General features: G+C 68.1%; 21 protein-coding genes, 1 tRNA gene and 1 pseudogene. 10 read left to right on the top strand and 13 right to left on the bottom strand.

Features of this window, described 5'->3' with window-relative positions:
• Nucleotides 1–20: 20 nt before the first annotated feature.
• A complete protein-coding gene (locus tag AWC14_RS15190; protein ID WP_057003285.1) occupies nt 21–1,274 on the top strand; it encodes an aminodeoxychorismate synthase component I in 1,254 nt (417 codons plus the stop codon).
• On the opposite strand, the gene rsmI is transcribed toward AWC14_RS15190, so the two are convergent.
• Complete coding sequence (gene rsmI / locus AWC14_RS15185) at nt 1,230–2,060, bottom strand: 16S rRNA (cytidine(1402)-2'-O)-methyltransferase (RefSeq protein ID WP_045381572.1); 831 nt, start codon at nt 2,058–2,060, stop codon at nt 1,230–1,232. The two genes, AWC14_RS15190 and rsmI, sit on opposite strands and share 45 nt — an antisense overlap.
• Nucleotides 2,061–2,085: 25 nt before the next feature.
• Here rsmI and AWC14_RS15180 point away from each other — a divergent pair, with 25 nt between their 5' ends.
• Complete coding sequence (locus AWC14_RS15180; protein ID WP_057003284.1) at nt 2,086–3,630, top strand: dolichyl-phosphate-mannose--protein mannosyltransferase; 1,545 nt, start codon at nt 2,086–2,088, stop codon at nt 3,628–3,630.
• 90 nt (nt 3,631–3,720) lie between these two features.
• Entirely contained in the window at nt 3,721–4,581 is an 861-nt protein-coding gene (locus tag AWC14_RS15175; protein ID WP_081968218.1) for a type IV toxin-antitoxin system AbiEi family antitoxin, read from the top strand.
• A gap of 44 nt (nt 4,582–4,625) precedes the next feature.
• Here AWC14_RS15175 and arcA read toward each other — a convergent pair whose 3' ends face one another.
• Complete coding sequence (gene arcA / locus AWC14_RS15170) at nt 4,626–5,834, bottom strand: arginine deiminase (RefSeq protein ID WP_045381575.1); 1,209 nt, start codon at nt 5,832–5,834, stop codon at nt 4,626–4,628.
• A gap of 38 nt (nt 5,835–5,872) precedes the next feature.
• On the opposite strand from arcA, the gene soxR reads away from it, so the two are divergent.
• Nucleotides 5,873–6,307, top strand: a complete 435-nt coding sequence (gene soxR, locus AWC14_RS15165; RefSeq protein WP_045381578.1) for a redox-sensitive transcriptional activator SoxR — start codon at nt 5,873–5,875, stop codon at nt 6,305–6,307.
• Nucleotides 6,308–6,339: 32 nt separating this feature from the next.
• Nucleotides 6,340–6,936, top strand: a complete 597-nt coding sequence (locus AWC14_RS15160; RefSeq protein WP_045381581.1) for an alpha-ketoglutarate-dependent dioxygenase AlkB — start codon at nt 6,340–6,342, stop codon at nt 6,934–6,936.
• Here AWC14_RS15160 and AWC14_RS15155 read toward each other — a convergent pair.
• From AWC14_RS15155 to AWC14_RS15145, 3 genes are read right to left on the bottom strand one after another with little or no spacing between them, the layout of a single operon-like run.
• On the bottom strand, nt 6,933–7,586 hold the full coding sequence (locus tag AWC14_RS15155) for a DUF5642 family protein (protein ID WP_045381584.1): 654 nt from the start codon (nt 7,584–7,586) through the stop codon (nt 6,933–6,935). The two genes, AWC14_RS15160 and AWC14_RS15155, sit on opposite strands and share 4 nt — an antisense overlap.
• 28 nt (nt 7,587–7,614) lie before the next feature.
• Nucleotides 7,615–8,271 (bottom strand): DUF5642 family protein, encoded by a 657-nt coding sequence (locus AWC14_RS15150; protein ID WP_045381587.1) that lies wholly within the window; start codon nt 8,269–8,271, stop codon nt 7,615–7,617.
• A 29-nt stretch (nt 8,272–8,300) separates the two neighbouring features.
• A complete protein-coding gene (locus AWC14_RS15145; RefSeq protein ID WP_235215974.1) occupies nt 8,301–9,296 on the bottom strand; it encodes a GNAT family N-acetyltransferase in 996 nt (331 codons plus the stop codon).
• Between the two features lie 82 nt (nt 9,297–9,378).
• Here AWC14_RS15145 and AWC14_RS15140 point away from each other — a divergent pair, with 82 nt between their 5' ends.
• Entirely contained in the window at nt 9,379–10,125 is a 747-nt protein-coding gene (locus AWC14_RS15140; protein WP_142281710.1) for a methyltransferase domain-containing protein, read from the top strand.
• A 110-nt stretch (nt 10,126–10,235) separates the two neighbouring features.
• Nucleotides 10,236–11,294: an NAD(P)H-dependent amine dehydrogenase family protein gene (locus AWC14_RS15135; protein ID WP_045381710.1), complete on the top strand. Its 1,059-nt coding sequence runs from the start codon at nt 10,236–10,238 to the stop codon at nt 11,292–11,294.
• A 27-nt stretch (nt 11,295–11,321) separates the two neighbouring features.
• On the opposite strand, the gene AWC14_RS15130 is transcribed toward AWC14_RS15135, so the two are convergent.
• The 5 genes from AWC14_RS15130 to AWC14_RS15110 all read right to left on the bottom strand — a co-directional run bounded on the left by AWC14_RS15130 (nt 11,322) and on the right by AWC14_RS15110 (nt 15,371).
• Nucleotides 11,322–11,394, bottom strand: a tRNA-Ala gene (locus AWC14_RS15130).
• A 46-nt stretch (nt 11,395–11,440) separates the two neighbouring features.
• Nucleotides 11,441–12,376, bottom strand: coding sequence for a divisome protein SepX/GlpR (sepX, locus tag AWC14_RS15125; RefSeq protein ID WP_045381593.1), 936 nt, complete (start codon nt 12,374–12,376; stop codon nt 11,441–11,443).
• Between the two features lie 129 nt (nt 12,377–12,505).
• Nucleotides 12,506–13,159, bottom strand: a complete 654-nt coding sequence (locus AWC14_RS15120) for a GNAT family N-acetyltransferase (RefSeq protein WP_045381713.1) — start codon at nt 13,157–13,159, stop codon at nt 12,506–12,508.
• Nucleotides 13,160–13,169: 10 nt separating this feature from the next.
• Complete coding sequence (glp, locus tag AWC14_RS15115; RefSeq protein ID WP_057003288.1) at nt 13,170–14,426, bottom strand: molybdotransferase-like divisome protein Glp; 1,257 nt, start codon at nt 14,424–14,426, stop codon at nt 13,170–13,172.
• A 36-nt stretch (nt 14,427–14,462) separates the two neighbouring features.
• Nucleotides 14,463–15,371 carry a UTP--glucose-1-phosphate uridylyltransferase gene (locus AWC14_RS15110; protein ID WP_045381596.1) on the bottom strand — a complete coding sequence of 303 codons (909 nt, stop codon included), beginning with the start codon at nt 15,369–15,371 and terminating at the stop codon, nt 14,463–14,465.
• A 64-nt stretch (nt 15,372–15,435) separates the two neighbouring features.
• Here AWC14_RS15110 and AWC14_RS15105 point away from each other — a divergent pair, with 64 nt between their 5' ends.
• From AWC14_RS15105 to AWC14_RS15095, 3 genes are all read left to right on the top strand, one after another.
• Nucleotides 15,436–16,032: a 5-formyltetrahydrofolate cyclo-ligase gene (locus AWC14_RS15105; RefSeq protein WP_045381598.1), complete on the top strand. Its 597-nt coding sequence runs from the start codon at nt 15,436–15,438 to the stop codon at nt 16,030–16,032.
• A 126-nt stretch (nt 16,033–16,158) separates the two neighbouring features.
• A complete protein-coding gene (locus AWC14_RS15100; protein WP_045381600.1) occupies nt 16,159–16,473 on the top strand; it encodes an FmdB family zinc ribbon protein in 315 nt (104 codons plus the stop codon).
• Nucleotides 16,474–16,534: 61 nt separating this feature from the next.
• A complete protein-coding gene (locus tag AWC14_RS15095; protein ID WP_045381603.1) occupies nt 16,535–17,182 on the top strand; it encodes an SAF domain-containing protein in 648 nt (215 codons plus the stop codon).
• A gap of 52 nt (nt 17,183–17,234) precedes the next feature.
• Here AWC14_RS15095 and AWC14_RS15090 read toward each other — a convergent pair whose 3' ends face one another.
• The 3 genes and pseudogenes from AWC14_RS15090 to AWC14_RS15080 form a co-directional block, all read right to left on the bottom strand.
• Nucleotides 17,235–17,660 carry a large conductance mechanosensitive channel protein MscL gene (locus AWC14_RS15090; protein ID WP_045381716.1) on the bottom strand — a complete coding sequence of 142 codons (426 nt, stop codon included), beginning with the start codon at nt 17,658–17,660 and terminating at the stop codon, nt 17,235–17,237.
• A 202-nt stretch (nt 17,661–17,862) separates the two neighbouring features.
• Nucleotides 17,863–18,405, bottom strand: coding sequence for a MogA/MoaB family molybdenum cofactor biosynthesis protein (locus AWC14_RS15085; RefSeq protein WP_045381605.1), 543 nt, complete (start codon nt 18,403–18,405; stop codon nt 17,863–17,865).
• Nucleotides 18,405–19,777 (bottom strand): annotated as a pseudogene (locus AWC14_RS15080) (trypsin-like peptidase domain-containing protein); the annotation flags it as partial. The pseudogene AWC14_RS15080 and the gene AWC14_RS15085, both read right to left, overlap by 1 nt.
• Nucleotides 19,778–19,783: the final 6 nt, after the last annotated feature.

Below are 19,783 nucleotides of genomic sequence, written 5' to 3'. Positions count from 1 at the left end.
ACGTCTGCCAAGCTAGAGCGGTGCGAATCGACCGGCTCGGCGACCTGGGCGACGCGGCGCAAGTGCTGCGCGCCGTCGGCGACGCCACGGCTCGGCTCGGCCTGCCGCCGCCGGCGGCGCTGACCGGCGAGTGGTTCGGCGCGTCGGCCGTCGTCGCACCCAGCGTTTCGCTGCTGCCGGTCGATCCCGCCGACGCGTTCGCCGTGCGTCCCGGCTCAGACACCGCCGCGGTGGGCGGCGGCTGGATCGGCTACCTGTCCTACCCCGATCCGGGCGCCGACGGGCGACCGCCCCGCCTCCCGGCGGCCGCCGGCGGCTGGACCGACTGCGTGTTGCGCTGCGACCGCGACCGGCAGTGGTGGTACGAGAGCCTGTCGGGCGCGCCGATGCCGGGGTGGCTCGTCGACGCGCTGGCGACGCCGGCGCCCGAACGGGCATGCCGCACCGAGTGGGACGACGCCGACCGTGCCGCACACCGCGCCGGGGTGCTGGCCTGCCTGGAGGCGATCGCCGCCGGCGAGGTGTATCAGGCTTGCGTCTGCACGCAATTCAGCGGCATCCTCGCCGGGGCGCCGCTGGACTTCTTCGCCGACGGCATCGCCTGCACGGCGCCGGCCCGGGCGGCCTATCTTGCGGGCCCGTGGGGCGCAGTGGCGTCGCTGTCGCCGGAGCTGTTCCTATGCCGCCGTGGCGATGTCGTGACGTCCAGCCCGATCAAGGGGACCCTGCCGCTAGATGCCTGCCCGTCGGCGCTGCGGGCCTCGGTCAAAGACGTCGCCGAAAACATCATGATCGTCGACATGGTTCGCAACGACCTGAGCCGGGTGGCGGTCACCGGCACGGTCGACGTGCCCGAGCTGCTGGTGGTGCGACCAGCGCCGGGCGTGTGGCATCTGGTGTCGACCGTCTCGGCGGTGGTGCCCACCTCGGTGCCGACGGGGGCGTTGTTGGATGCCGCCTTCCCGCCGGCTTCGGTCACCGGAACCCCCAAACTGCGCGCGCGACAGCTCATTTCGCAGTGGGAGCAGTCTCGGCGCGGAGTGTATTGCGGCACAGTCGGTTTGGCTTCGCCGGTGGCGGGCTGCGAGCTCAACGTGGCTATCCGCACGGTGGAATTCGACACCGCGGGCAACGCGGTGCTCGGAGCCGGCGGCGGGATCACGGCCGACTCCGACGTCGATGCGGAATGGGACGAGTGCCTGCACAAGGCCGCGCCGATCCTGCAGACCTCAGTCGCGCGACCGCAGCACCGCGTCGTAGAGCTCACGCCGTGACACCGGCGTGCCCGCGGTAACTTGCGCGCAGGCGTCTTTGACCCGAACACCTCGGCGGGCAAGGGAGTTCACCTCGGCAACCAGCGTGGGCAGGTCGGCGCTCGGGGTGGCTCCGGCGAGCACGACGGTGATCTCGCCCAGCACGCCGTCGGCCGCCCAGTTCGCCAACTCCTCCAGCGTTCCGCGGACCACTTCCTCGTGCACCTTGGTCAGTTCCCGACACACCGCCGCCCTCCTGCTGCCGCCGAGCTGCTCGACGGCGTCACGCAAGCAGGCCGGCAGGCGGCGGGGGGATTCGAAGAACACGCAGGTGCGTGGCTCGTCCGCGAGTGACGCCAGCCAACTCCGCCGCGCCGACTGCTTGCGGGGAGCGAAGCCCTCGAAGCAGAACTTGTCCGACGGCAACCCCGACACCGCCAGCGCGGCGGTCACCGCCGACGGGCCGGGCAGGCAGTGCACGGGCAGCCCGGCCTCCAGGCAGGCCACCACCAGCCGATGCCCCGGGTCGCTGATCAGCGGCATCCCGGCATCGGTGACCATCAGCACCGTCGCGCCGGCCGCGATCTCGTCGAGCAGCCCGGGAACCCGCGCCGCCTCGACGTGGTCGTAGAGGCTGACCACCTTGCCGGCGATGCGGACGCCGAGCGCCGTGGCCAGCGTGCGCACCCGGCGGGTGTCCTCGGCGGCCACCACGTCGGCAGTGGCCAGCGCCTCGACCAGCCGCGACGACGCGTCCGCCGGCTGGCCCAGCGGCGTGGCGCCCAGCAGCAGTCGACCGGCGGTCATGGGCCACAGCCTACGATCGACGGTGATGACCGCTGCTCCTGTCGACGTCGCCGAACGGCCGGTACCGGTCATCAGCCCAGGGCCGCTGATGCCGGTCGCGGATTTCGGGCCTGTCGACCGCCTCAACGGCTGGGCGGTCACCGCGGTGGTCACCGCGCTGGCGGCGCTCACCCGGTTCGTGAACCTGGGCTCGCCGACCGACGCCGGCACACCGATCTTCGACGAAAAGCATTACGCGCCGCAGGCCTGGCAGATGCTGCACAACCACGGCGTGGAGGACAACCCGGGCTTCGGACTGGTCGTTCACCCGCCGGTCGGCAAGCAGCTGATCGCGCTGGGCGAAGCCATCTTCGGTTACAACGGGGTGGGCTGGCGATTCACCGGGGCGCTGCTCGGCGTGGTGATGGTGGCATTGGTGGTTCGCATCGTGCGGCGGATCAGCCGCTCGACTCTGGTCGGTGGTATCGCCGGGCTGCTGCTGATCGCCGACGGCGTCAGCTTTGTCGCGTCGCGCACCGCGCTGCTCGACGGCTTTCTGGCGTTCTTCGTCGTCGCGGCGTTCGGGGCGCTGATCGTCGACCGCGATCAGGTTCGGGAACGGATGCACATCGCGCTGAGCGAGGGCCGCAGCGACGAGACACCGTGGGGGCCGCGGCTGGGCGTGCGGTGGTGGCGCTTCGGCGCCGGGGTGCTGCTCGGATTGGCTTGTGCGACAAAGTGGTCGGGCCTGTACTTCGTGCTGTTCTTCGGGTTGATGTCGCTGGCGTTCGACCTGGCCGCGCGCCGCGCCTACCGGGTGCCCCGGCCGTGGCTGGGGGTGGTGCGGCGTGACGTGGGCCCGACTGTGTATGCGCTGCTGGTTATTCCGTTCGCGGTGTATCTGGCTTCGTATGCGCCGTGGTTCGCCTCCGAGACGGCGATCAACCGTCACGAGGTCGGCCAGTCGATCGGCGACGAGGCCAGCTTCCCGATGCCCGATGCCATTCGCTCGCTGTGGCACTACACCTACAAGGCCTACCAATTCCATTCCGGGCTGACCAATTCCGCGGGGAACTACCATCCGTGGGAGTCCAAGCCGTGGGCCTGGCCGATGTCGCTGCGGCCGGTGCTCTACGCCATCGACCAGCAGAACGTGCCGGGTTGCGGCGCACAGTCGTGCGTCAAGGCCGTGATGCTGGTCGGCACTCCGGCGCTGTGGTGGGTGTCGGTGCCGGTCCTTTTCTATGCGGCGTGGCGGGCATTCATCCGACGGGATTGGCGTTACGCCGCAGTGCTCGTCGGTTATTGCGCCGGGTGGTTGCCGTGGTTCGCCGACATCGACCGGCAGATGTACTTCTTCTATGCGGCGACGATGGCGCCGTTTTTGGTGATGGCGATCGCGCTGATTCTCGGCGACATCCTTTACCAGCCAAGGCAAGGACCGGAACGGCGCACACTCGGGCTGATCGTCGTCTCCTGCTACGTCGCTTTGGTGTTGACCAACTTCGCGTGGCTGTTCCCCATCCTTACCGGCCAGCCGATCTCGCAGGCCACCTGGAACATGGAGATCTGGCTACCCAGCTGGCGTTGAGATTGCGCTCAGCGTTGTTCATCCGGCTTATCCACAACCCAGCGTGCAATCTGAACGGCGCGCCCAGCCGCCGTCTACCAGTATCGTTGCGTGTCTGAAGTGTTCGTCGGCACCGAGATGCTCGCTCGCGGCGCGCTAACCAAAGGCCAGTTGCGTTGGAACTACAGCTTGATCTTTCCCGGCATCTATGTAGCCAAGACCGCGGCTCCCTCACTGCGGCACAACACGGTAGGTGCCTGGCTGTGGTCAGGTCGCAACGGTGTGATCGCCGGGCGCGCCGCTGCCGCGCTACACGGTGCGCTCTGGATTGACGCGCGGACACCGATCGAGATGATCTGGCGCAACGGCCGACCGCCGCCGGGAGTTGTGGTTCGCAATGAGCGGATCGAGCCGGACGAGATCGTCGAGGTCGACGGTATCCCGGTGACCACTCCAGCGCGGACCGCACTCGACCTTGCCCGGCATCTGCCGCGGGATGTCGCTGTCAGGCACCTCGACGCATTGGCCCGGGCCACTGGTGTAGCGGCATGCGATGCTTTCGCGTTGGCCGACCGCTATCCGAGGGCCCGCGGACTACGCCGGTCGCCGGTCGCCCTCAACCTGATGGACCCTGGCGCCCAGTCTCCGAAGGAAACGTGGTTGCGGCTCTTGCTCATCGACGCCGGACTACCTGCGCCGAGAACACAAATCAGAATCACCGACGGCTTCAACGAGGCGTTCATCGATATGGGTTACGACGAGCCACGGGTGGGCCTCGACTACGACGGCCAGCAGCATAGCTCCGATCGTGAGCGGTACGTGCACGACATCGGGCGCGCCGAACTGATCGAACGCCAAGGCTGGATCGATATCCACGTGGTGGCCGAACACAGCCGCCGATTCATTCTTCATCGAGTGTCGGAGGCCTTTGCCCGTCGCAGGTATGCGTTGAAATTGCGTGTAGGGTCGTGATGTTCGCGGAACAACGACGCTGTGCGCAATCTCAACGCGACAACCTACAGCGGGTCCCGGGCGGCCGGGCAGGACATGCAGCGTGGCCCGCCGCGACCGGTGCCCAGCTCCGAGGCCGCGATCGTGAGCACTTCAATCCCCGCCTCCTCGAGGCGGTAATTGGTCCGCACATTGCGCTCGTAGGCGACGACGACACCGGGCGCCAGCGCCAGCGTGTTGTTGCCGTCGTCCCACTGTTCGCGTTCGGCGATAACGGGATCCAAGCCGGTGTCGATGACCCGCAACTTGTCGACACCGATCGCCGTCGCGGCGGCCTCCACGAACGGCGCCGCGTCGGAGATCTTCACGCCGTCGGGTGTGCGCGCAATCGTGTACGCGGACAGGGTGTCGACGACATTGGCGTACATCACCACCGCATCGGTGTCGACCATGGTGCACACGGTGTCCAGGTGCATCTGCGCGCGGCGCTGCTCGATCGGAACGGCCAACACGGTTTCCGCGAGATCGTCGTCGAACAGGCTGCGCGCCAACGCTTCCGCGCCGGCCGGCGTGGTGCGCTCCCCCACCCCGACGGCGACGACACCGGGCGCCAGCAGCAGCACGTCACCGCCTTCGACCGGCGCGGTGTGTGATTCGTAGGCGCGCCGCACGCCGGTGAACCGCGGATGGTGGGCATAGATCAGATCGGTCAGCGACGCCTCGCGGGCCCGCGCCGGCAACGCCAGCGTCGGGATGATCACCCGCGGCCCGATCCAGATCGACGAGTCGCGGGTGAACACCAGATTCGGCAACGGCTCGATCACATAGTCGGCGGCGTGATGCATCAGGCGCACCAACGACACGTCGGTCCGGGTGTCGGGCGGCAGCTCGGCGAACGTCATGCCCGCCATCAGGACATGGGCCAGCGCCGCGGGGGCCAAGCCACGCAGGTAGGCCGAAAGCTCTTGGGCCAGAGGCAATCCCAACCGCCGGTCGTCCACTGCGGCGGCGATCCCCTGCATCCGGGCCGCACCGCTTTCCAAAGCTTCGGTCAGCAGCTCGGACATCAGCAGCACCTCGACGCCGCGGGAACGCAGCAGCTCGGCGAACGCATCGTGCTCGTCCTGCGCGCGCGCCACCCACGGCAGCCCGTCGAACAGCAACTTGTCGTTGTTGCCGGGGGTGAGCCGGCCCAGTTCGGCGCCCGGCCGGTGCAGGATCGCCACCCGCAGCGTGCCCACCTCGGAATTGGTGCCAAGACTCACAGTTAGCACCGTAACTCCAACCGCCACCTCAAGTATGGTTTAGGTATATGGACACCCAGGAGCTCCTTCCCGGCGAGCTGGCCGCACGGGCCGGCGTAGCGGTCTCGGCGCTGCACTTCTACGAGCGCCAAGGCCTGATCACCAGCCGGCGCACATCGGGCAACCAGCGCCGCTACAGCCGCGACACGCTGCGGCGGGTCGCGTTCATCCGGATGTCGCAGCGGCTGGGCATCCCGCTGGCCCGGGTCCGCGAGGCGCTGGCCACCCTGCCCACCGACCGGGTGCCCACCAGCAAGGACTGGGCGCGGCTGTCGGCCGGCTGGCGCGCCGACCTCGACGACCGGATCGTCCACCTGCAACGGCTACGGGACAACCTCGCCGACTGCATCGGCTGCGGCTGCCTGAGCCTGCGCAGCTGCCAGCTGGCCAACCCCGGCGACGTGCTCGCCGAACAAGGCCCCGGACCGGTCCGCCTCAACTAGCTCTCGAACGCACGTGCGATAAAATGACGGGCATGGCGATACCGGTACAGGAGTCGCTGTTCGACTGCAACGAGCGCCGAGACCTTACAGACGGCGCCTGGATCGACATCCGCTCCGGCTGGCTGACCGACGCCGACGATCTCTTCGAGGAGCTGATGACGACGGTCCCGTGGCGCGCCGAGCGCCGGCCGATGTACGACCGGGTGGTCGACGTCCCGCGGCTGGTCAGCTTTCACGACCTCGCCGCCGAAGATCCGCCACATCCCCGGCTGACGCGGCTGCGCCGCCGGCTCAACGACATCTACGCCGGCGAGCTCGGCGAGCCGTTCACCACTGTCGGACTGTGCCTGTACCGCAACGGGTCCGACAGCGTCGCCTGGCACGGCGACACCATCGGCCGCAGCAGCACCGAGGACACCATGGTGGCGATCGTCAGCCTGGGCGCCACCCGCACTTTCGCGATGCGGCCGCGTGGCGGCGGGCATTCGCTGCGGCTGCCGCAGGCCCACGGCGACCTGCTGGTGATGGGCGGCTCATGCCAACGCACCTGGGAGCACTCGGTTCCCAAGACGTCCGGGTGCGCCGGCCCGCGGATCAGCATCCAATTCCGGCCCCGCGACGTCCGCTAACTCCGGATCGCCGCAACCCCTTTGACGAGCAAGTCGCGGGCACGATTCGTGTCGACAGGGGCGGCCGGCTTGTCCGGCACCACCAGCGGATTGGCGGTGACGATCACCTCGTAGTCGCCGAATTGAGCCGAGTAGTTGTAGAGCTCGCCCATGCGGGGTTGGCCATCGACCGTCGTTTGCACCACGCGGTGCACGCCCAGCGTTCGGGTCCCGTCGATCTGGGGGACGTCGACAACCTCGAGCATGCCGCGCACCGGGCCACCGGCGAACCCGACTTGCTTGCAGTGTTGTCCGGGGTCGTTGAACGGCAGCGCTTGCGAGGTCTGCAAGGCGATGACGATGAAACGGTTGCCGTTGCCCTCGGCCGCCTCCGCGGCCATGTTGCCCTGCAGCCCCGGCGGCATCTCCTGGCCGGCCACGAATTTCGCGCAGTCGGCCGGTTCGAACTTCAGCCCTTCCGGCAGCTTGTGCGAAGAGAGCACCTTGGGGTCGACGCCGGTCTTCGGGATGTCCTTGGTCGTGAATTCGGGGCCGAAGCTCGACTTCACCTGCTTGACCTTGGTGATGTCGGCGGGCGGGGAGGCAGAGTCGGCGGATCCACATGCCGCGAGCACGCACGCCGATGCGATCGCAAGCGCAGCCCTGATCATCGTGGCCAGGGTACCCAACGGCAGTCCGTCAGCGACGTAACTCGGCCACGGTGTTCACCAGCAAGTCGGCCGCGAATTGCGCCGGCAGCGGCGGCTGCGGCGAGCCGGGGTCGGTGATGAGCGCGGTGAACGCGTAATAGCCGCCCAGGTAGGCGGTGAAAGTGGTTGCCTGAGAGACGATTTCACCGCCACCTTCCACCGGCATGATGGTCTCGCTGGCCATGCCGAGGGTTTCGACACCGTCGACCTGAGGTGGCGCTATCAGATGTACCCGGGTGGTGGCGGCGCCGTTGGTCATCGTCCAGTGCGGGCAGTCGACAACCAGCGCGGGATCCAGGCGCACCGGCGCGGCGGCGATCACTGTGTAGACGATGCCGCCGTCGCCCGACCCCGAGACGCCTTGCGGCGACTGGCCGCGACCTGCGGCCGGGTCCGCCAGCGCCGCGCAGTGCGACGGGTCAGCCGTCCAGTCCGAGCCCAGCCCCCAGATCGCCGGCGGTGCGGCCGTCCCCGAAACCGGGGTTACTTCGTAGCCGGGCGGCATATCGCGGCTCATCCGCTTGATATTGGACGGGTTGACGCGGTCAACCGTGGCGCTCTCCACGGGCGCCGGCGTGGAGGCCGGTGTGTGAGCGCACGCGGCCGTCAGCATTACTGTCGCCACGCCGATCCACAGCCGTCGCATGCGATGTTGATATCAGAGGTGGGCAACGGCTAGCCGACCGCCCGGATTACTTGGCGCGCCACGCGTTTGATCTGATCAATCATGTCCGGTTCGAGGCGCAGGTCGCGCGGGTCGGGGACGTCGATGACCGTGGTGACGACGCCGACGTCGTCGCGCTCCCACACCGCTCCGTAGCGGTCCATGATGGTGCGCATCGGCAGGTTGTCGGAAAGCACACGGGCGGAAAACTTTTCGACACCGTCGACTCGGGCGGCGACGGACAGCGCCGCGATCAGAAACGTCCCGATCCCCCGGCCTTGATAGTCGTCGGCGACGGTGAACGCGACCTCGGCGACGTTGCGGGTGTGGTTGTCGCGGACAAAGCGGGCATCGGCGACGGGGTAGCCGTCCTGGTCGGTGACCACCCACACGAAATGGTCGACGTAATCGACCTCGGCCAGATAGTCCATCAGCGCCGGACTCGGGACGCGCGGCGACATGAATCGCCGGTACAGCGTCTCGCTGGAGAACCGAATGTGGCCCTCTAGTGTCCGCTCGCGGTCGCCGGGCAACACCGGACGAAGCATCAGTGCGGTGCCGTCGCGGGCCGTGATCGGGATCGGCGTGATGAAGGCGGCCAGCCGTTGGCGCACTGTTTTCACGAGCCGCGCCATGATGCCCGGGATGTGCACCAACCGGGCGAACGCGTCGTTGTCGCCGATCCAGCCCGTCAACGGTTCGGTGGTGGTGACGGTCGCTGTGCGCGCGACGTGACGCAGCAGCGCGATTTCCCCGACGATGGTGCCGGCGCAGACGTGCTCGACGATGACGACGCCGTCATCGCCGACGTGTTTGACCTCGGCGGTGCCCGACGAGATAAGCAGGAAGGAAACGGCCTGTTCGCCCTGCTGCATGAGCACCTGGCCCGCCGCTGCCTGCAAGGGTTGCAGGCTGGCCGCCAGCGGCATCAAGTCCTGGGCGGGACACCCCTTGAAGATGTCCATGGCGGCGAGTTCTTCGGCGCGCACACCGGTCAGTTCGGTCACCGTGCCTGCCGCCCCCTGTCCGTCGCGGATTACGCCCAGGCTAGGACGCAAGGGGCAGGTTCGTCACACTACTGGGATGGAGATGAGCGACGACCCGATCGGTGCGACCCGCGCCCTGCTCACCCGGCCCGCTGCGCTGCGGCACGGGTTTCTCGACGTGTTGGGTGAATCGGCGACGGCGCCCGCGCCGACGTTTGCCCAGCGCGCGATGAACAGCCCGCTCGTCGCCACCGTGTACGAACGGCTGTGGCGGCCGATGTCGTTCTACCTCGCCAGCGGCATCACCACGGGGGCCGAGCAGCGTCGCGCGGCGGAGGCGCTGCGCCTTTCGGCCGCGCATAGGCTGCTCGACGTTGCTTGCGGGCCAGGCAATTTCACGGGCGAGCTGGCGCGCCAGCTTCCCGCGGGCGGTCTCGCGGTCGGGTTCGACATCTCCGAGCCGATGCTGACCCGGGCGGTGCTCGACAACAGCGGACCGGGCGTCTGCTATGTCCGCGGCGACGGCCGCGCCCTGCCGTTCGACGACGAAACGTTCGACGCCGTCTGCTGTTTCGGCGCGCTGTACCTGATGCCGGAACCCTTCAAGGTGGCCCACGAGATGGTGCGGGTATTGCGACCGGGTGGGCGCGTGGCGATCCTGACCAGCTACTCGGGTCAGGCGGCTCCGGTCCGGCACACCCTGGCGGCCGGTGCCGGTGTCATCGGGGTGCGGATGTTTGACCGCCACGAGTTCGTCGACCTGTTTACATCGGCGGGTCTGGTCGACGTGGAGCAGCAGGCGCAGCGCGCGCTGCAATTTGTAACTGCGGCTAAGCCGACGGCCGGCTAAAGGTTGTCTTGAAACCTCGCTGCGGATGTCCTACTCTCCCGAATGAGAATACAATTCTCGTAACGAGCTAACTCGTTCTCATGCGGGGCGCCGTGCTATCGAAGGAACCGATGAACAAGCTGCGCGTCATTCAGTGGACCACCGGCAAAGTCGGCAAGCTCAGCGTGCGCGGGATTCTCGACGATCCCCGCCTCGAGCTGGTCGGCGTGTATGCCTATTCAGACGACAAGGCCGGTACCGATGCCGGTCTGCTGTGCGGCAGACCCGAGACCGGAGTTGTTGCCACCACCGACATCGACGCGCTCATCGCCCTGGGCGCCGACACCGTCATCTACACGCCGTTCTTGGCCGATCTCGACCACGTCGTACGCTTACTCGAAAGCGGCCTCGACGTCATCAGCACGAACCTGTTCCTCAACGTCGGCGGAATCCAGGGCGAAACCAAGGAGAAGCTGGCCGCTGCGTGCGAACGCGGCAACAGCTCGCTGTACATCACCGGCATCAACCCGGGCTGGATCAACACCATGGTGACGGCGATGACCGCCGTATGCCGCGACGTCCAGAAGGTGACGATCGTCGAGTCGGCCGATGTCTCCGTCTACGAGTCGGCGGAAACGTGGCAGGCCCTCGGCATCGGGCTGCCCGAGGCGACGCCCGAAGTCGCCGAGTTGGCGAAGTTCGGATTCGGCACCTTCGCCGACTCCGTTCAGCGCATGGCGGTGGCGTTGGGTTTCGAGCTCGATGACATGGAGTTCGTCATCGACCACCAGACCGCCTCGGAGAGAGTCGATCTCGGCTGGTTGTGCATCGAGAAGGACACTATCGCCGCGATACGCGGGGGCTGGAACGCCAAGGTCGCGGGCAAGACCGTGATCGAGTCGCGGGTCTCCTGGTATCTCACCAAGAAACTCAACGGCGACTGGGTGTTCGACGACGACCACTACCACGTCGTGATCGCGGGCGAGCCTGAGGTGCAGACCCGCGTCCGCTTCGTCCCGCCCGAGCACTGGGGCAACCACGAATGGGACACCATGACCGCCATGCCGGCGGTCAACGCCGCCTTCGACGTCGCCGCGGCGCCGGCCGGCATCCTGACCCTCAGGGACGTGGGGCTGCCCTGTGCGCCGGCAGGAATCTGGCTGGGAGAGCGGAGCGCCTCACCCGTCTAGACGGCTCGCTCACCTGCTCAAACTCTGTGGAGCTAAGGGGAATCGAACCCCTGACCTACTCGATGCGAACGAGTCGCGCTACCAACTGCGCCATAGCCCCTGATCCGCTAGCAGGTTACCAGCCGCCGTCGAGCCGGCCGAAACCGTTACTGCCCGACGGCCCTCGGCAGGTCTCGGTGCCAGCCGTAATCCCGCTCGTAGGGCGCGTAGTCGAGATGCTCAAAGATCGGGTCCTCGTCGTCGATCTCGAGGACCACCGCGCCCGGGCGCCGCAGCCGCGACGGAACCACGTCGAACTCGCGGTCGTGGGTATTTTCCACACCCAGCCGCGACCGCGCCATGCGTTGCATGCGCCGGCGCCGCAGCCGCGCCTCGATGCGGGTCTGCCGTCGCAGATAGGCCAGGTAGAGCACGGTGATCCCACCGGTGATGCCACACACCCACCAGGCCGTGGGCGTCAACAGGAATGCCGCCGCGGCCGACGCTGCCAGGATCATCGCCATCGTCAGCAGCACGCGCCTGCGGAACGCGTACTTGCGGGCACTGACCGCGGCTGCAGTCCGGGTGTCATACCCGTGCCGCCGTGCAACCGCAGGGCGCACATCCGGCTCCTCCGCGACCGGGATGCCCGAGGTGTCGTCGACGTATTCGTACTCGTCGTCCAGCTGCTCGGGCTCGGCCGCGTCCTCGATTTCGTCGGTTTCGTCCTCGGAAACCGGTGTGTCCGAAGCATTCTCGCCGACGGGAGCCGCCTCGTCGACTGCGGCGTCCGGCGCAACCTCGGTAACCACCTCCGCCACCACCTCGGGCTTCTGTATGCGTTCGGTGTCGGTGTCGTCATCGAAGTCGTCGTATTCGTCTTCCTCGGGCTGCCAGTCCGGATCGCTGCGGTGCCCGGCCGCCGGGCCGCCCCGCCGCCGGAGCAGCCGCGCGGCCGCTCCACTGTTGAGCACCCGGGTCGCCAACGCCACATCGCTGGTGCGCCGCACGGCGTCGCGCTTGCTGATCAGCATCGGCACCAGCACGAACAGCCACAAGATCACGAGCGAGATCCACAACAACGATTGCGGGATGCTTGGCATGGCACCCGGTCCTTTCCCCGCGAGACAGGCGGCGCAACACCGCGCCGAGGACAATTACACACCTGTAATTTGCCTGTGACAAGCACCAATAGCCACAAATGCCACTTCTGTAACAGAAAATGGCAAACGCTAGACCCAGGTGGCGTGCCCGTCGCGCACCAGCGTCGATGTCACCGACCCGTAGACCTCTTCGACCGTGAGTGCGACGAGCACGTGATCCCGCCAGGCGCCATCGACCTGGAGGTAGCGCCGCAGCAGCCCCTCCTCGCGGAATCCGACCTTTGCCAGCACCGCCCTGCTCGCGACGTTTTCCGGTCGCACGGTGGCCTCCACGCGATGCAGCATCACCGGCCCGAAACAGTGGTCGAGGCCCAGCGCCAACGCCCCGGTGGCCACCCCGCCACCGGTGACCGAACTGGAGACCCAGTACCCGATCCACGCCGACCGCAGCGCCCCGTGCGTCACATTGCCGATCGTCAGCTGGCCACAGAACTGCCCATCCAGCTCGATCACATAGGGCAGCATCCTGCCCTTGCGGGCCTCTGCGCGCAAACTCGAACACACCGCAGGCCACGACGAAACACTATGGCGCACAGTCCAATCCGACTCAGTGCTGGGTTCCCACGGTTCCAGGTGGGCGCGATCATTCAACCGGATCCGGCTCCACTGCGCGGCATCGCGCATCCGCACCGGGCGCAGCCGGATCACACCGGCCGGCACCCGCAACGGCCCGACCACCATCGGCCAGCCGGGATGCTGGGAACTCGAGCGCCACAGGTTCACGAGGGGCCGCTCAGCCACGCTGAGCCAGGAACGCGACGTCGACGATCTCCCCGGTACGGATCTCCTCGGCGTCACTGGGAACCACCACCAGACAGTTTGCCTCGGCCAGCGTCGCCAGCAGATGCGACGACGCGCCCGGCGCGCCACCGAGCGCCTGCACCAGGTATTCGCCGGTGTCCTGATCGCGCATCAGCTGCCCGCGCAGATAACCCTTGCGGCCGGGCACCGAGCTGATCGGCGACAGCGTGCGGGCCTGCACGACCCGGCGCATCGGCTGGCGCTTGCCCAGCGTCAACCGGATCAGCGGCCGGACCATCACCTCGAACACCACCAGCGCGCTGACCGGGTTGGCGGGCAACAGAAACGTCGGGACACCCTCGCGGCCAAGCTGCCCGAAACCCTGCACCGAGCCGGGATGCATCGCGACCCGGGTGACCTCCATCTCGCCGAGCTCGGAGAGCACCTCGCGCACCGATTCGGCCGCCGCGCCACCGACGGCGCCGGCGATCACCACGATCTCGGCCCGGTTGAGCTGACCCTCGACGACGTCGCGCAGTTCCTTGGCGTCGACGATCCCGACCCGGTTCACCTCCGCGCCCGCGTCGCGGGCGGCCGCCGCCAGCGCGTAGGAGTTGACGTCGTAGACCTGGCCATTGCCGGGCGTGCGCGAAATGTCCACCAGCTCACCGCCAACCGCCATCACCGACAGCCGCGGCCGCGGGTGGACCAGCACCCGCTCGCGGCCCACCGCCGCCAGCAGACCGACCTGGGCGGCGCCGATGATCGTGCCCGCCCGCACCGCGACGTCGCCCGGTTGCACGTCGTCGCCGGTGCGCCGCACATAAGCGCCCGAGCGCACACCACGCAGCACCCGCACCCGCGACTGCCCGCCGTCGGTCCAGCGCAGCGGCAGCACGGCGTCGGCCAGCGTCGGCAGCGGCGCCCCGGTCTGCACCCGCGCGGCCTGCCGCGGTTGGAGCCTGCTGGGCGTGCGTGTCCCGGCCTCGATGGTTGCCATCACCGGCAAAACCACCGCGCCGTCGTCCACCTGACCGTCCGGGCCGTCGGTATCCCCGACGCCGAGCACGTCGACACTGCGGACCGCATAGCCGTCGATCGCGGCCTGGTCGAACCCCGGCAGCGGTCGCTCGGTGACCACCTCTTCGGCGCACATCAGCCCCTGCGCCTCGGCGATCGCGACCCGCACCGGCCTCGGCGCGACCGCGGCGGCCGACACCCGAGCCTGCTGCTCCTCAACCGAACGCACCACGCGCCTTTCTGCCTAGTCGGCCTGACGCGGTCGCTAGTTTTCGGTCAGGCCCAATCGCGCCACCAACCATCGCCGCAAATCCGGGCCATAGTCATCGCGGTCCAATGCAAAGTCAACCGCAGCCTTGAGGTAGCCGCCGGGATTTCCCAGGTCGTGTCGAGAGCCGCGGTGCACCACCACGTGAACCGGATGACCTTCCTTGATCAGCAAGGCAATTGCGTCGGTGAGCTGCATTTCGCCGCCGGCGCCGCGCTCGATGCGGCCCAGCGCGTCGAAGATCGCACGGTCCAGGACATAGCGCCCGGCAGCCGCATACGGCGACGGCGCGTCCTCCGGTTTCGGCTTTTCCACCATGCCGTTGACCTTGAGCACGTCGCTGCCGGCACCGCTCACCGGTTCGACGTCGAACACCCCATAGGCGCTGATCTCGTCGGGACCGACCTCGATTGCGCACAGCACGCTGCCGCCGTAGCGGGCCCGCACCTTGGACATGGTCTCCAGCACACCGGTGGGCAGCACAAGGTCGTCGGGCAGCAGCACCGCGATGGCGTCCTCGTCGTCCGACAGTGTCGGTTCGACGCAGCCGATGGCGTGTCCCAGGCCGAGCGGCTCGTCCTGCACCACCGACTCCACTTTGATCAGCCGGGGGGCGCGGCGCACCTTGGCCAGCATGTCCTTCTTGCCCCGCGCCTCCAGCGTGCCTTCCAGCACCAGGTCTTCGACGAAATGCGCGACGACGCTGTCCTTGCCCTGCGAGGTGACGATCACCAACCGTTCGGCGCCGGCGTCGGCGGCCTCGGCGGCAACCAGCTCGATGCCGGGCGTGTCGACGACCGGCAACAGCTCCTTGGGCACCGTTTTGGTGGTGGGCAAAAAGCGAGTGCCCAGACCGGCGGCAGGGACAACCGCGGTCCGGGGAACCGGAACCAGTGCGCGTGACATCGTTCACACCATAACCGCGCGTCGAGGTGGCGGCGCAAAAGCCCGTCCTGCCATCGTTGATCCCATGCCGACTGCGGGCAAAGCCGCATTGCGCCAACAGCTGTTGGCTGCACGCCGTTCGGTTGCCGACAACGCGCGCGCCGACGAGGCACGCGCACTGGCCGAGCACATCCGCGGCCTGGTGAGCAGCGGCGGCACGGTCTGCGCGTATGTACCGGTGGGCGCCGAGCCGGGGTCGATCGAGATGCTCGACGCGTTGCTGGGCCGCGCCGGACGGGTGCTGCTGCCTGTCGCACGCACCGGCGCCGACGACACGCCGCTGGCGTTGCAGTGGGGCGAGTACCGGCCCGGACATCTCGTGGCCGGGCGCTTCGGTCTGCTCGAACCGGCCAAGCCGTGGCTGCCGCCGTCGGCGCTGGCCGAGGCGGACGTGGTGCTGGTCCCCGCGCTGGCCGTCGACCGTAGCGGCGTGCGACTGGGCCGCGGCCGCGGCTTCTATGACCGCTCCCTGGAACACCGCGACCCGCAGGCCCGACTGGTCGCGGTGGTGCGCGACGAGGAACTGGTCGACGAGCTGCCGTGCGAGCCGCATGACGTCCGGATGACCCACGCGCTGACGCCGCGACGGGGGCTTGTCGCCCTCGACACGAGCCAATGGTGACGGCCCGCTGCGCCCGGCTCCGCCGCGCTGGCGACCGTCACGACCCGGGAATGAGCCAGGCCACATAGCGGTTTAGCACTGCAGACGGTAGAGTGCTAACGAAGCTGGACATACCCGGAGGTTTCAGTGCCGACTTACAGCTATGCGTGCACCGATTGCGGCCACCGCTTCGACGTCGTGCAGGCCTTCACCGACGATGCGCTGACCACCTGCCAGCAGTGCTCCGGTCGGCTGCGCAAACTGTTCAATTCCGTCGGCGTGGTGTTCAAAGGCAGCGGTTTCTACCGCACGGACAGCCGTGAATCGGCCAAGAGCGCGACCAACGGCCATGCCAAGAACGGTTCGTCTTCGAGCGAATCGTCGAGTTCGGGTAAGAGCTCGAGCTCGGCCGAGAAGTCGAGCACGTCGAGCCCCGCGCCGGCGGCCGCCGCGGCCAGCTAGTTATCCACAGGCGTTTCTCCGTCGGCCACGCCTCACGCCGGGCCGCGCCTAGCGTGACGGCATGCGGGAGTCGCTGAATCCGTCACTGCCAACCCGTATCTCGCAGTGGCTGCGCCCGGACTGGACACGCACGGTGTTGGCCCGCCGCGTCGCGGCCGGCGGGCTGGTCGTACTGGCCGTAATCGCGGCGCTGCGATCCGATCCCGACGGCGATCGCGCTCAGGTCGTGGTGGCAGCCCGCGACCTCGGTCCCGGCGTCCAGTTGACCTCCGACGATGTCCGGCTCGAAAACCGTTTGGCGCCAGCGCTTCCCGACGGATCACAATCCGACCTGGGCGTGGTAGTCGGCTCGACTTTGGCCGGTCCGGCGCGACGCGGCGAGGTGCTCACCGACGTGCGGCTGCTGGGCAGCCGGCTCGCCGAGTCGGCGGCCGGCCGTGACGCGCGGATCGTGCCGGTACACCCGGCCGACGCCGCGTTGGCCGACCTCGTGCGCGCCGGCGATGTCGTCGACGTCGTAGCCGCGACCGAATCCGATGCGCACGCCAATCCCCGGGTCGTGGCCACCAACGCCGTCGTCGTGCTGGTCTCGGCGCAACAAAAGGCGCAGTCCGACGACCGCGTGGTGTTGGTCGCGCTACCGGCCGCCGCCGCGAACGCACTGGCCGGTGCCGCGCTGGTGCAGAGCGTGACGCTCACTCTGCACTGAGTCGTTGCGCGGCGACCCGCTGCGCCCGGCTTCGCCGCGCTTGCGATCGCCGCTACGCAGCTGCCGGCTGGTCACTCGCGCAGTACTTGCACTTCTTGGCGGCCTCAGGGATATCGGACATGCACGCGGGACAGGCCTTGGTGGCCGGCTCTTCGCCGAACACGGTGACGCCGCGACGTTTCTGGATGTGCCGGTAGGGCAGCACGATCAGGAAGTACACCACCGCCATGAAGACGATGAAGTAGATGATCGCCGAGATGAACGCGCCCATGTCGACGAATGTCGCCTTGTTGCCCGCATCGCCGAGCTGCCAACCCAATCCGAACTTGGTACCCGGCTGCACAGCTGCGACAAGCGGATTGATCACACTGTCGGTGAATGCCTTGACCAGGTTCGAAAACGCCAACGCCACCACCAGGCCGACAGCCACGGTGATCACGTCACCGCGCATCACAAAATCTCTGAACCCCTTTAACACGCGAGCCATCCTCCCGTCACAGGAATTTGCCGGGGCGACGCGACGCCGCCCGAAAAAGACCGTATGTCGATAGGCGGTCGATCGTGTGGGGTTTGCGGGCAATCGGTTCAAATGTGATGCGGCGGCTGGTTCTCGGTCAGCCACTGCTCATGCTCGTCGGCCTCGCGCAAATCCTCCGCGTCAGGCTGGTCGAAGGGGTCGCTCATATCTCCAGGCTCGAGAGCTGACCGATGATCTGGGCCGCCAGCGGATTCAGCGTCGCCATTCCGTCCCGCACCGCATAGCGGGAGCCGGCTAGGTTGACCACCAGTGTGCTTCCGGAGATGCCGGCCAACCCGCGCGACAAGCCGGCCTCGGTGATGCCGGCCGACAATCCGGACGCGCGCAATGCCTCGGCGATACCGAGGATTTCGCGGTCGAGAATGTCGCGGGTGGCTTCTGGTGTGACGTCGCGCGGCGTCACGCCGGTTCCGCCGACCGACACCACCAGATCCACCCCGCCGATCACCGCGGTGTTCAGCGCGTTGCGGATTTCCACCTCGTCGGCGGCGACGACCACCACACCGTCGACCAAAAATCCGGCCTCGGTGAGCAGTTCGGTGACCAGCGGACCGCTGTGGTCCTCTTCCCCGTGCGCCGTGCGATCGTCGACAACGACGACGAGTGCCCTGCCGACCAAATCCGCACGCTGTTCCATGGTTGCCACCGTATATCTGTGCTCCGCCCGGGTCCCGGCGACTCTCATCACTGGTCCGCCTTACCCAACGTGACCTGCACGGTCCGCGTATCACCCGACGGATCCAAATAAGTCAGCGTGATCTTGTCGCCGGGCGCCTTGGATCGCACCGCGGCGACCAGACCGTCGGCGCTGTTGATCGTGCGGTCGTTGACCTTGGTCACCACCACTCCGCTGGGCAGCCCCGCGGCCGCGGCCGCGCCGTTCGGCACCACCTGGACGACTTTGGCGCCGTGCGCGCTCTTGTCGCTGGTGACCTGGACGCCTAGCGAGGCGTGCGAGGCCGTGCCGGTGCTGATCAGCTCGTCGGCAATGCGCTTGGCCTGGTCGATCGGGATCGCGAAGCCCAGTCCGATCGAACCGCTCTGGCTGTCGGTGGAGTCGCCGCCGAGCGTGGCGATCGCCGAGTTGACGCCGATCAGCTCACCGTTCATGTTGGTCAGCGCGCCGCCGGAGTTGCCCGGGTTGATCGCCGCGTCGGTCTGGATCGCGTCGAGCACGGTGTTCTGGTTGCCGGTGTCCCCGGTGGTCGACACCGGCCGGTTGAGCGCGCTGACGATCCCGGTGGTCACGGTCCCCTCCAGCCCGAGTGGTGACCCGACGGCGATCACCGGCTGACCGACCACCAGGTTCGCCGACGAGCCGAGCGTGATCGGCGATAAACCCGAAACGCCCTGCACCCGGACCACCGCGATGTCGGTGGTCGGATCGGCGCCGACCACGCTGAACGGAGCGGTGCGCCCGTCGGAGAACGTCACGGTGGTTTTCGGTCCCCCGTCGGGGGGCGCGTTGTCGCGTCCGGCCTTGGCGGCGGCTGCGACGACGTGGTTGTTGGTCAGGATCAGCCCCTCGGGCGACAAGATGATGCCCGATCCCTCTTCGGACTGACGACCCAGATCGGTCTCCAGCATGACCACGCTGGGAACCACCTTGGCGGCCACCTGCTCGACGCTGCCGCTCGGCACGTTGGCGGCAGGCATGCTCGGTGCCGGCCCGCCCGGAATCCTGGAGCCGATGATCGAACCGGCCGGGCGCGCGCTGTGCTCGACCACCGACGCAGCCGCCCCGCCGATACCGGCCGACACCACCGCAATGGCCAACGCCCCGACCGTCAAAAGCCCTGTGCGAGAACGCTTTTCGGGAGAGGAAAGCGGAGGCTGGGTGGCGCCGGGGGTCGGTTGGCCGGCGCCGAAGGGTGCGAACGGCTGCCGGTATGCCTGCTGTTGCGCGTAGCGCCAGTCGTACTGGGAATACGTTTGCTGCTGGCCCTGACCGGAATAGGCCGGCATCGCAGCCTGATCGGACGCTGGACGGTATCCAGGCTGCGGCGGTGGCGAATACCTCGGGTGATTCGTCATGCGCTAGGTCGCTCTTCCTCTACGTGTCG

Source organism: Mycobacterium kyorinense (genome assembly GCF_002101735.1).
Lineage (GTDB): Bacteria > Actinomycetota > Actinomycetes > Mycobacteriales > Mycobacteriaceae > Mycobacterium > Mycobacterium kyorinense.
This window is presented reverse-complemented; position numbering and strand designations above follow the sequence as displayed.

Coding starts and splice junctions, on each gene's coding strand:
- rsmI (WP_045381572.1), bottom strand. CDS start 2,060: ATGACCGCCGGTCGACTGCTGCTGGGCGCCACGCCGCTGGGCCAGCCG.
- AWC14_RS15180 (WP_057003284.1), top strand. CDS start 2,086: ATGACCGCTGCTCCTGTCGACGTCGCCGAACGGCCGGTACCGGTCATC.
- soxR (WP_045381578.1), top strand. CDS start 5,873: ATGGACACCCAGGAGCTCCTTCCCGGCGAGCTGGCCGCACGGGCCGGC.
- AWC14_RS15160 (WP_045381581.1), top strand. CDS start 6,340: ATGGCGATACCGGTACAGGAGTCGCTGTTCGACTGCAACGAGCGCCGA.
- AWC14_RS15155 (WP_045381584.1), bottom strand. CDS start 7,586: ATGATCAGGGCTGCGCTTGCGATCGCATCGGCGTGCGTGCTCGCGGCA.
- AWC14_RS15150 (WP_045381587.1), bottom strand. CDS start 8,271: ATGCGACGGCTGTGGATCGGCGTGGCGACAGTAATGCTGACGGCCGCG.
- AWC14_RS15140 (WP_142281710.1), top strand. CDS start 9,379: ATGAGCGACGACCCGATCGGTGCGACCCGCGCCCTGCTCACCCGGCCC.
- AWC14_RS15135 (WP_045381710.1), top strand. CDS start 10,236: ATGAACAAGCTGCGCGTCATTCAGTGGACCACCGGCAAAGTCGGCAAG.
- sepX (WP_045381593.1), bottom strand. CDS start 12,376: ATGCCAAGCATCCCGCAATCGTTGTTGTGGATCTCGCTCGTGATCTTG.
- AWC14_RS15110 (WP_045381596.1), bottom strand. CDS start 15,371: ATGTCACGCGCACTGGTTCCGGTTCCCCGGACCGCGGTTGTCCCTGCC.
- AWC14_RS15105 (WP_045381598.1), top strand. CDS start 15,436: ATGCCGACTGCGGGCAAAGCCGCATTGCGCCAACAGCTGTTGGCTGCA.
- AWC14_RS15095 (WP_045381603.1), top strand. CDS start 16,535: ATGCGGGAGTCGCTGAATCCGTCACTGCCAACCCGTATCTCGCAGTGG.
- AWC14_RS15085 (WP_045381605.1), bottom strand. CDS start 18,405: ATGAGAGTCGCCGGGACCCGGGCGGAGCACAGATATACGGTGGCAACC.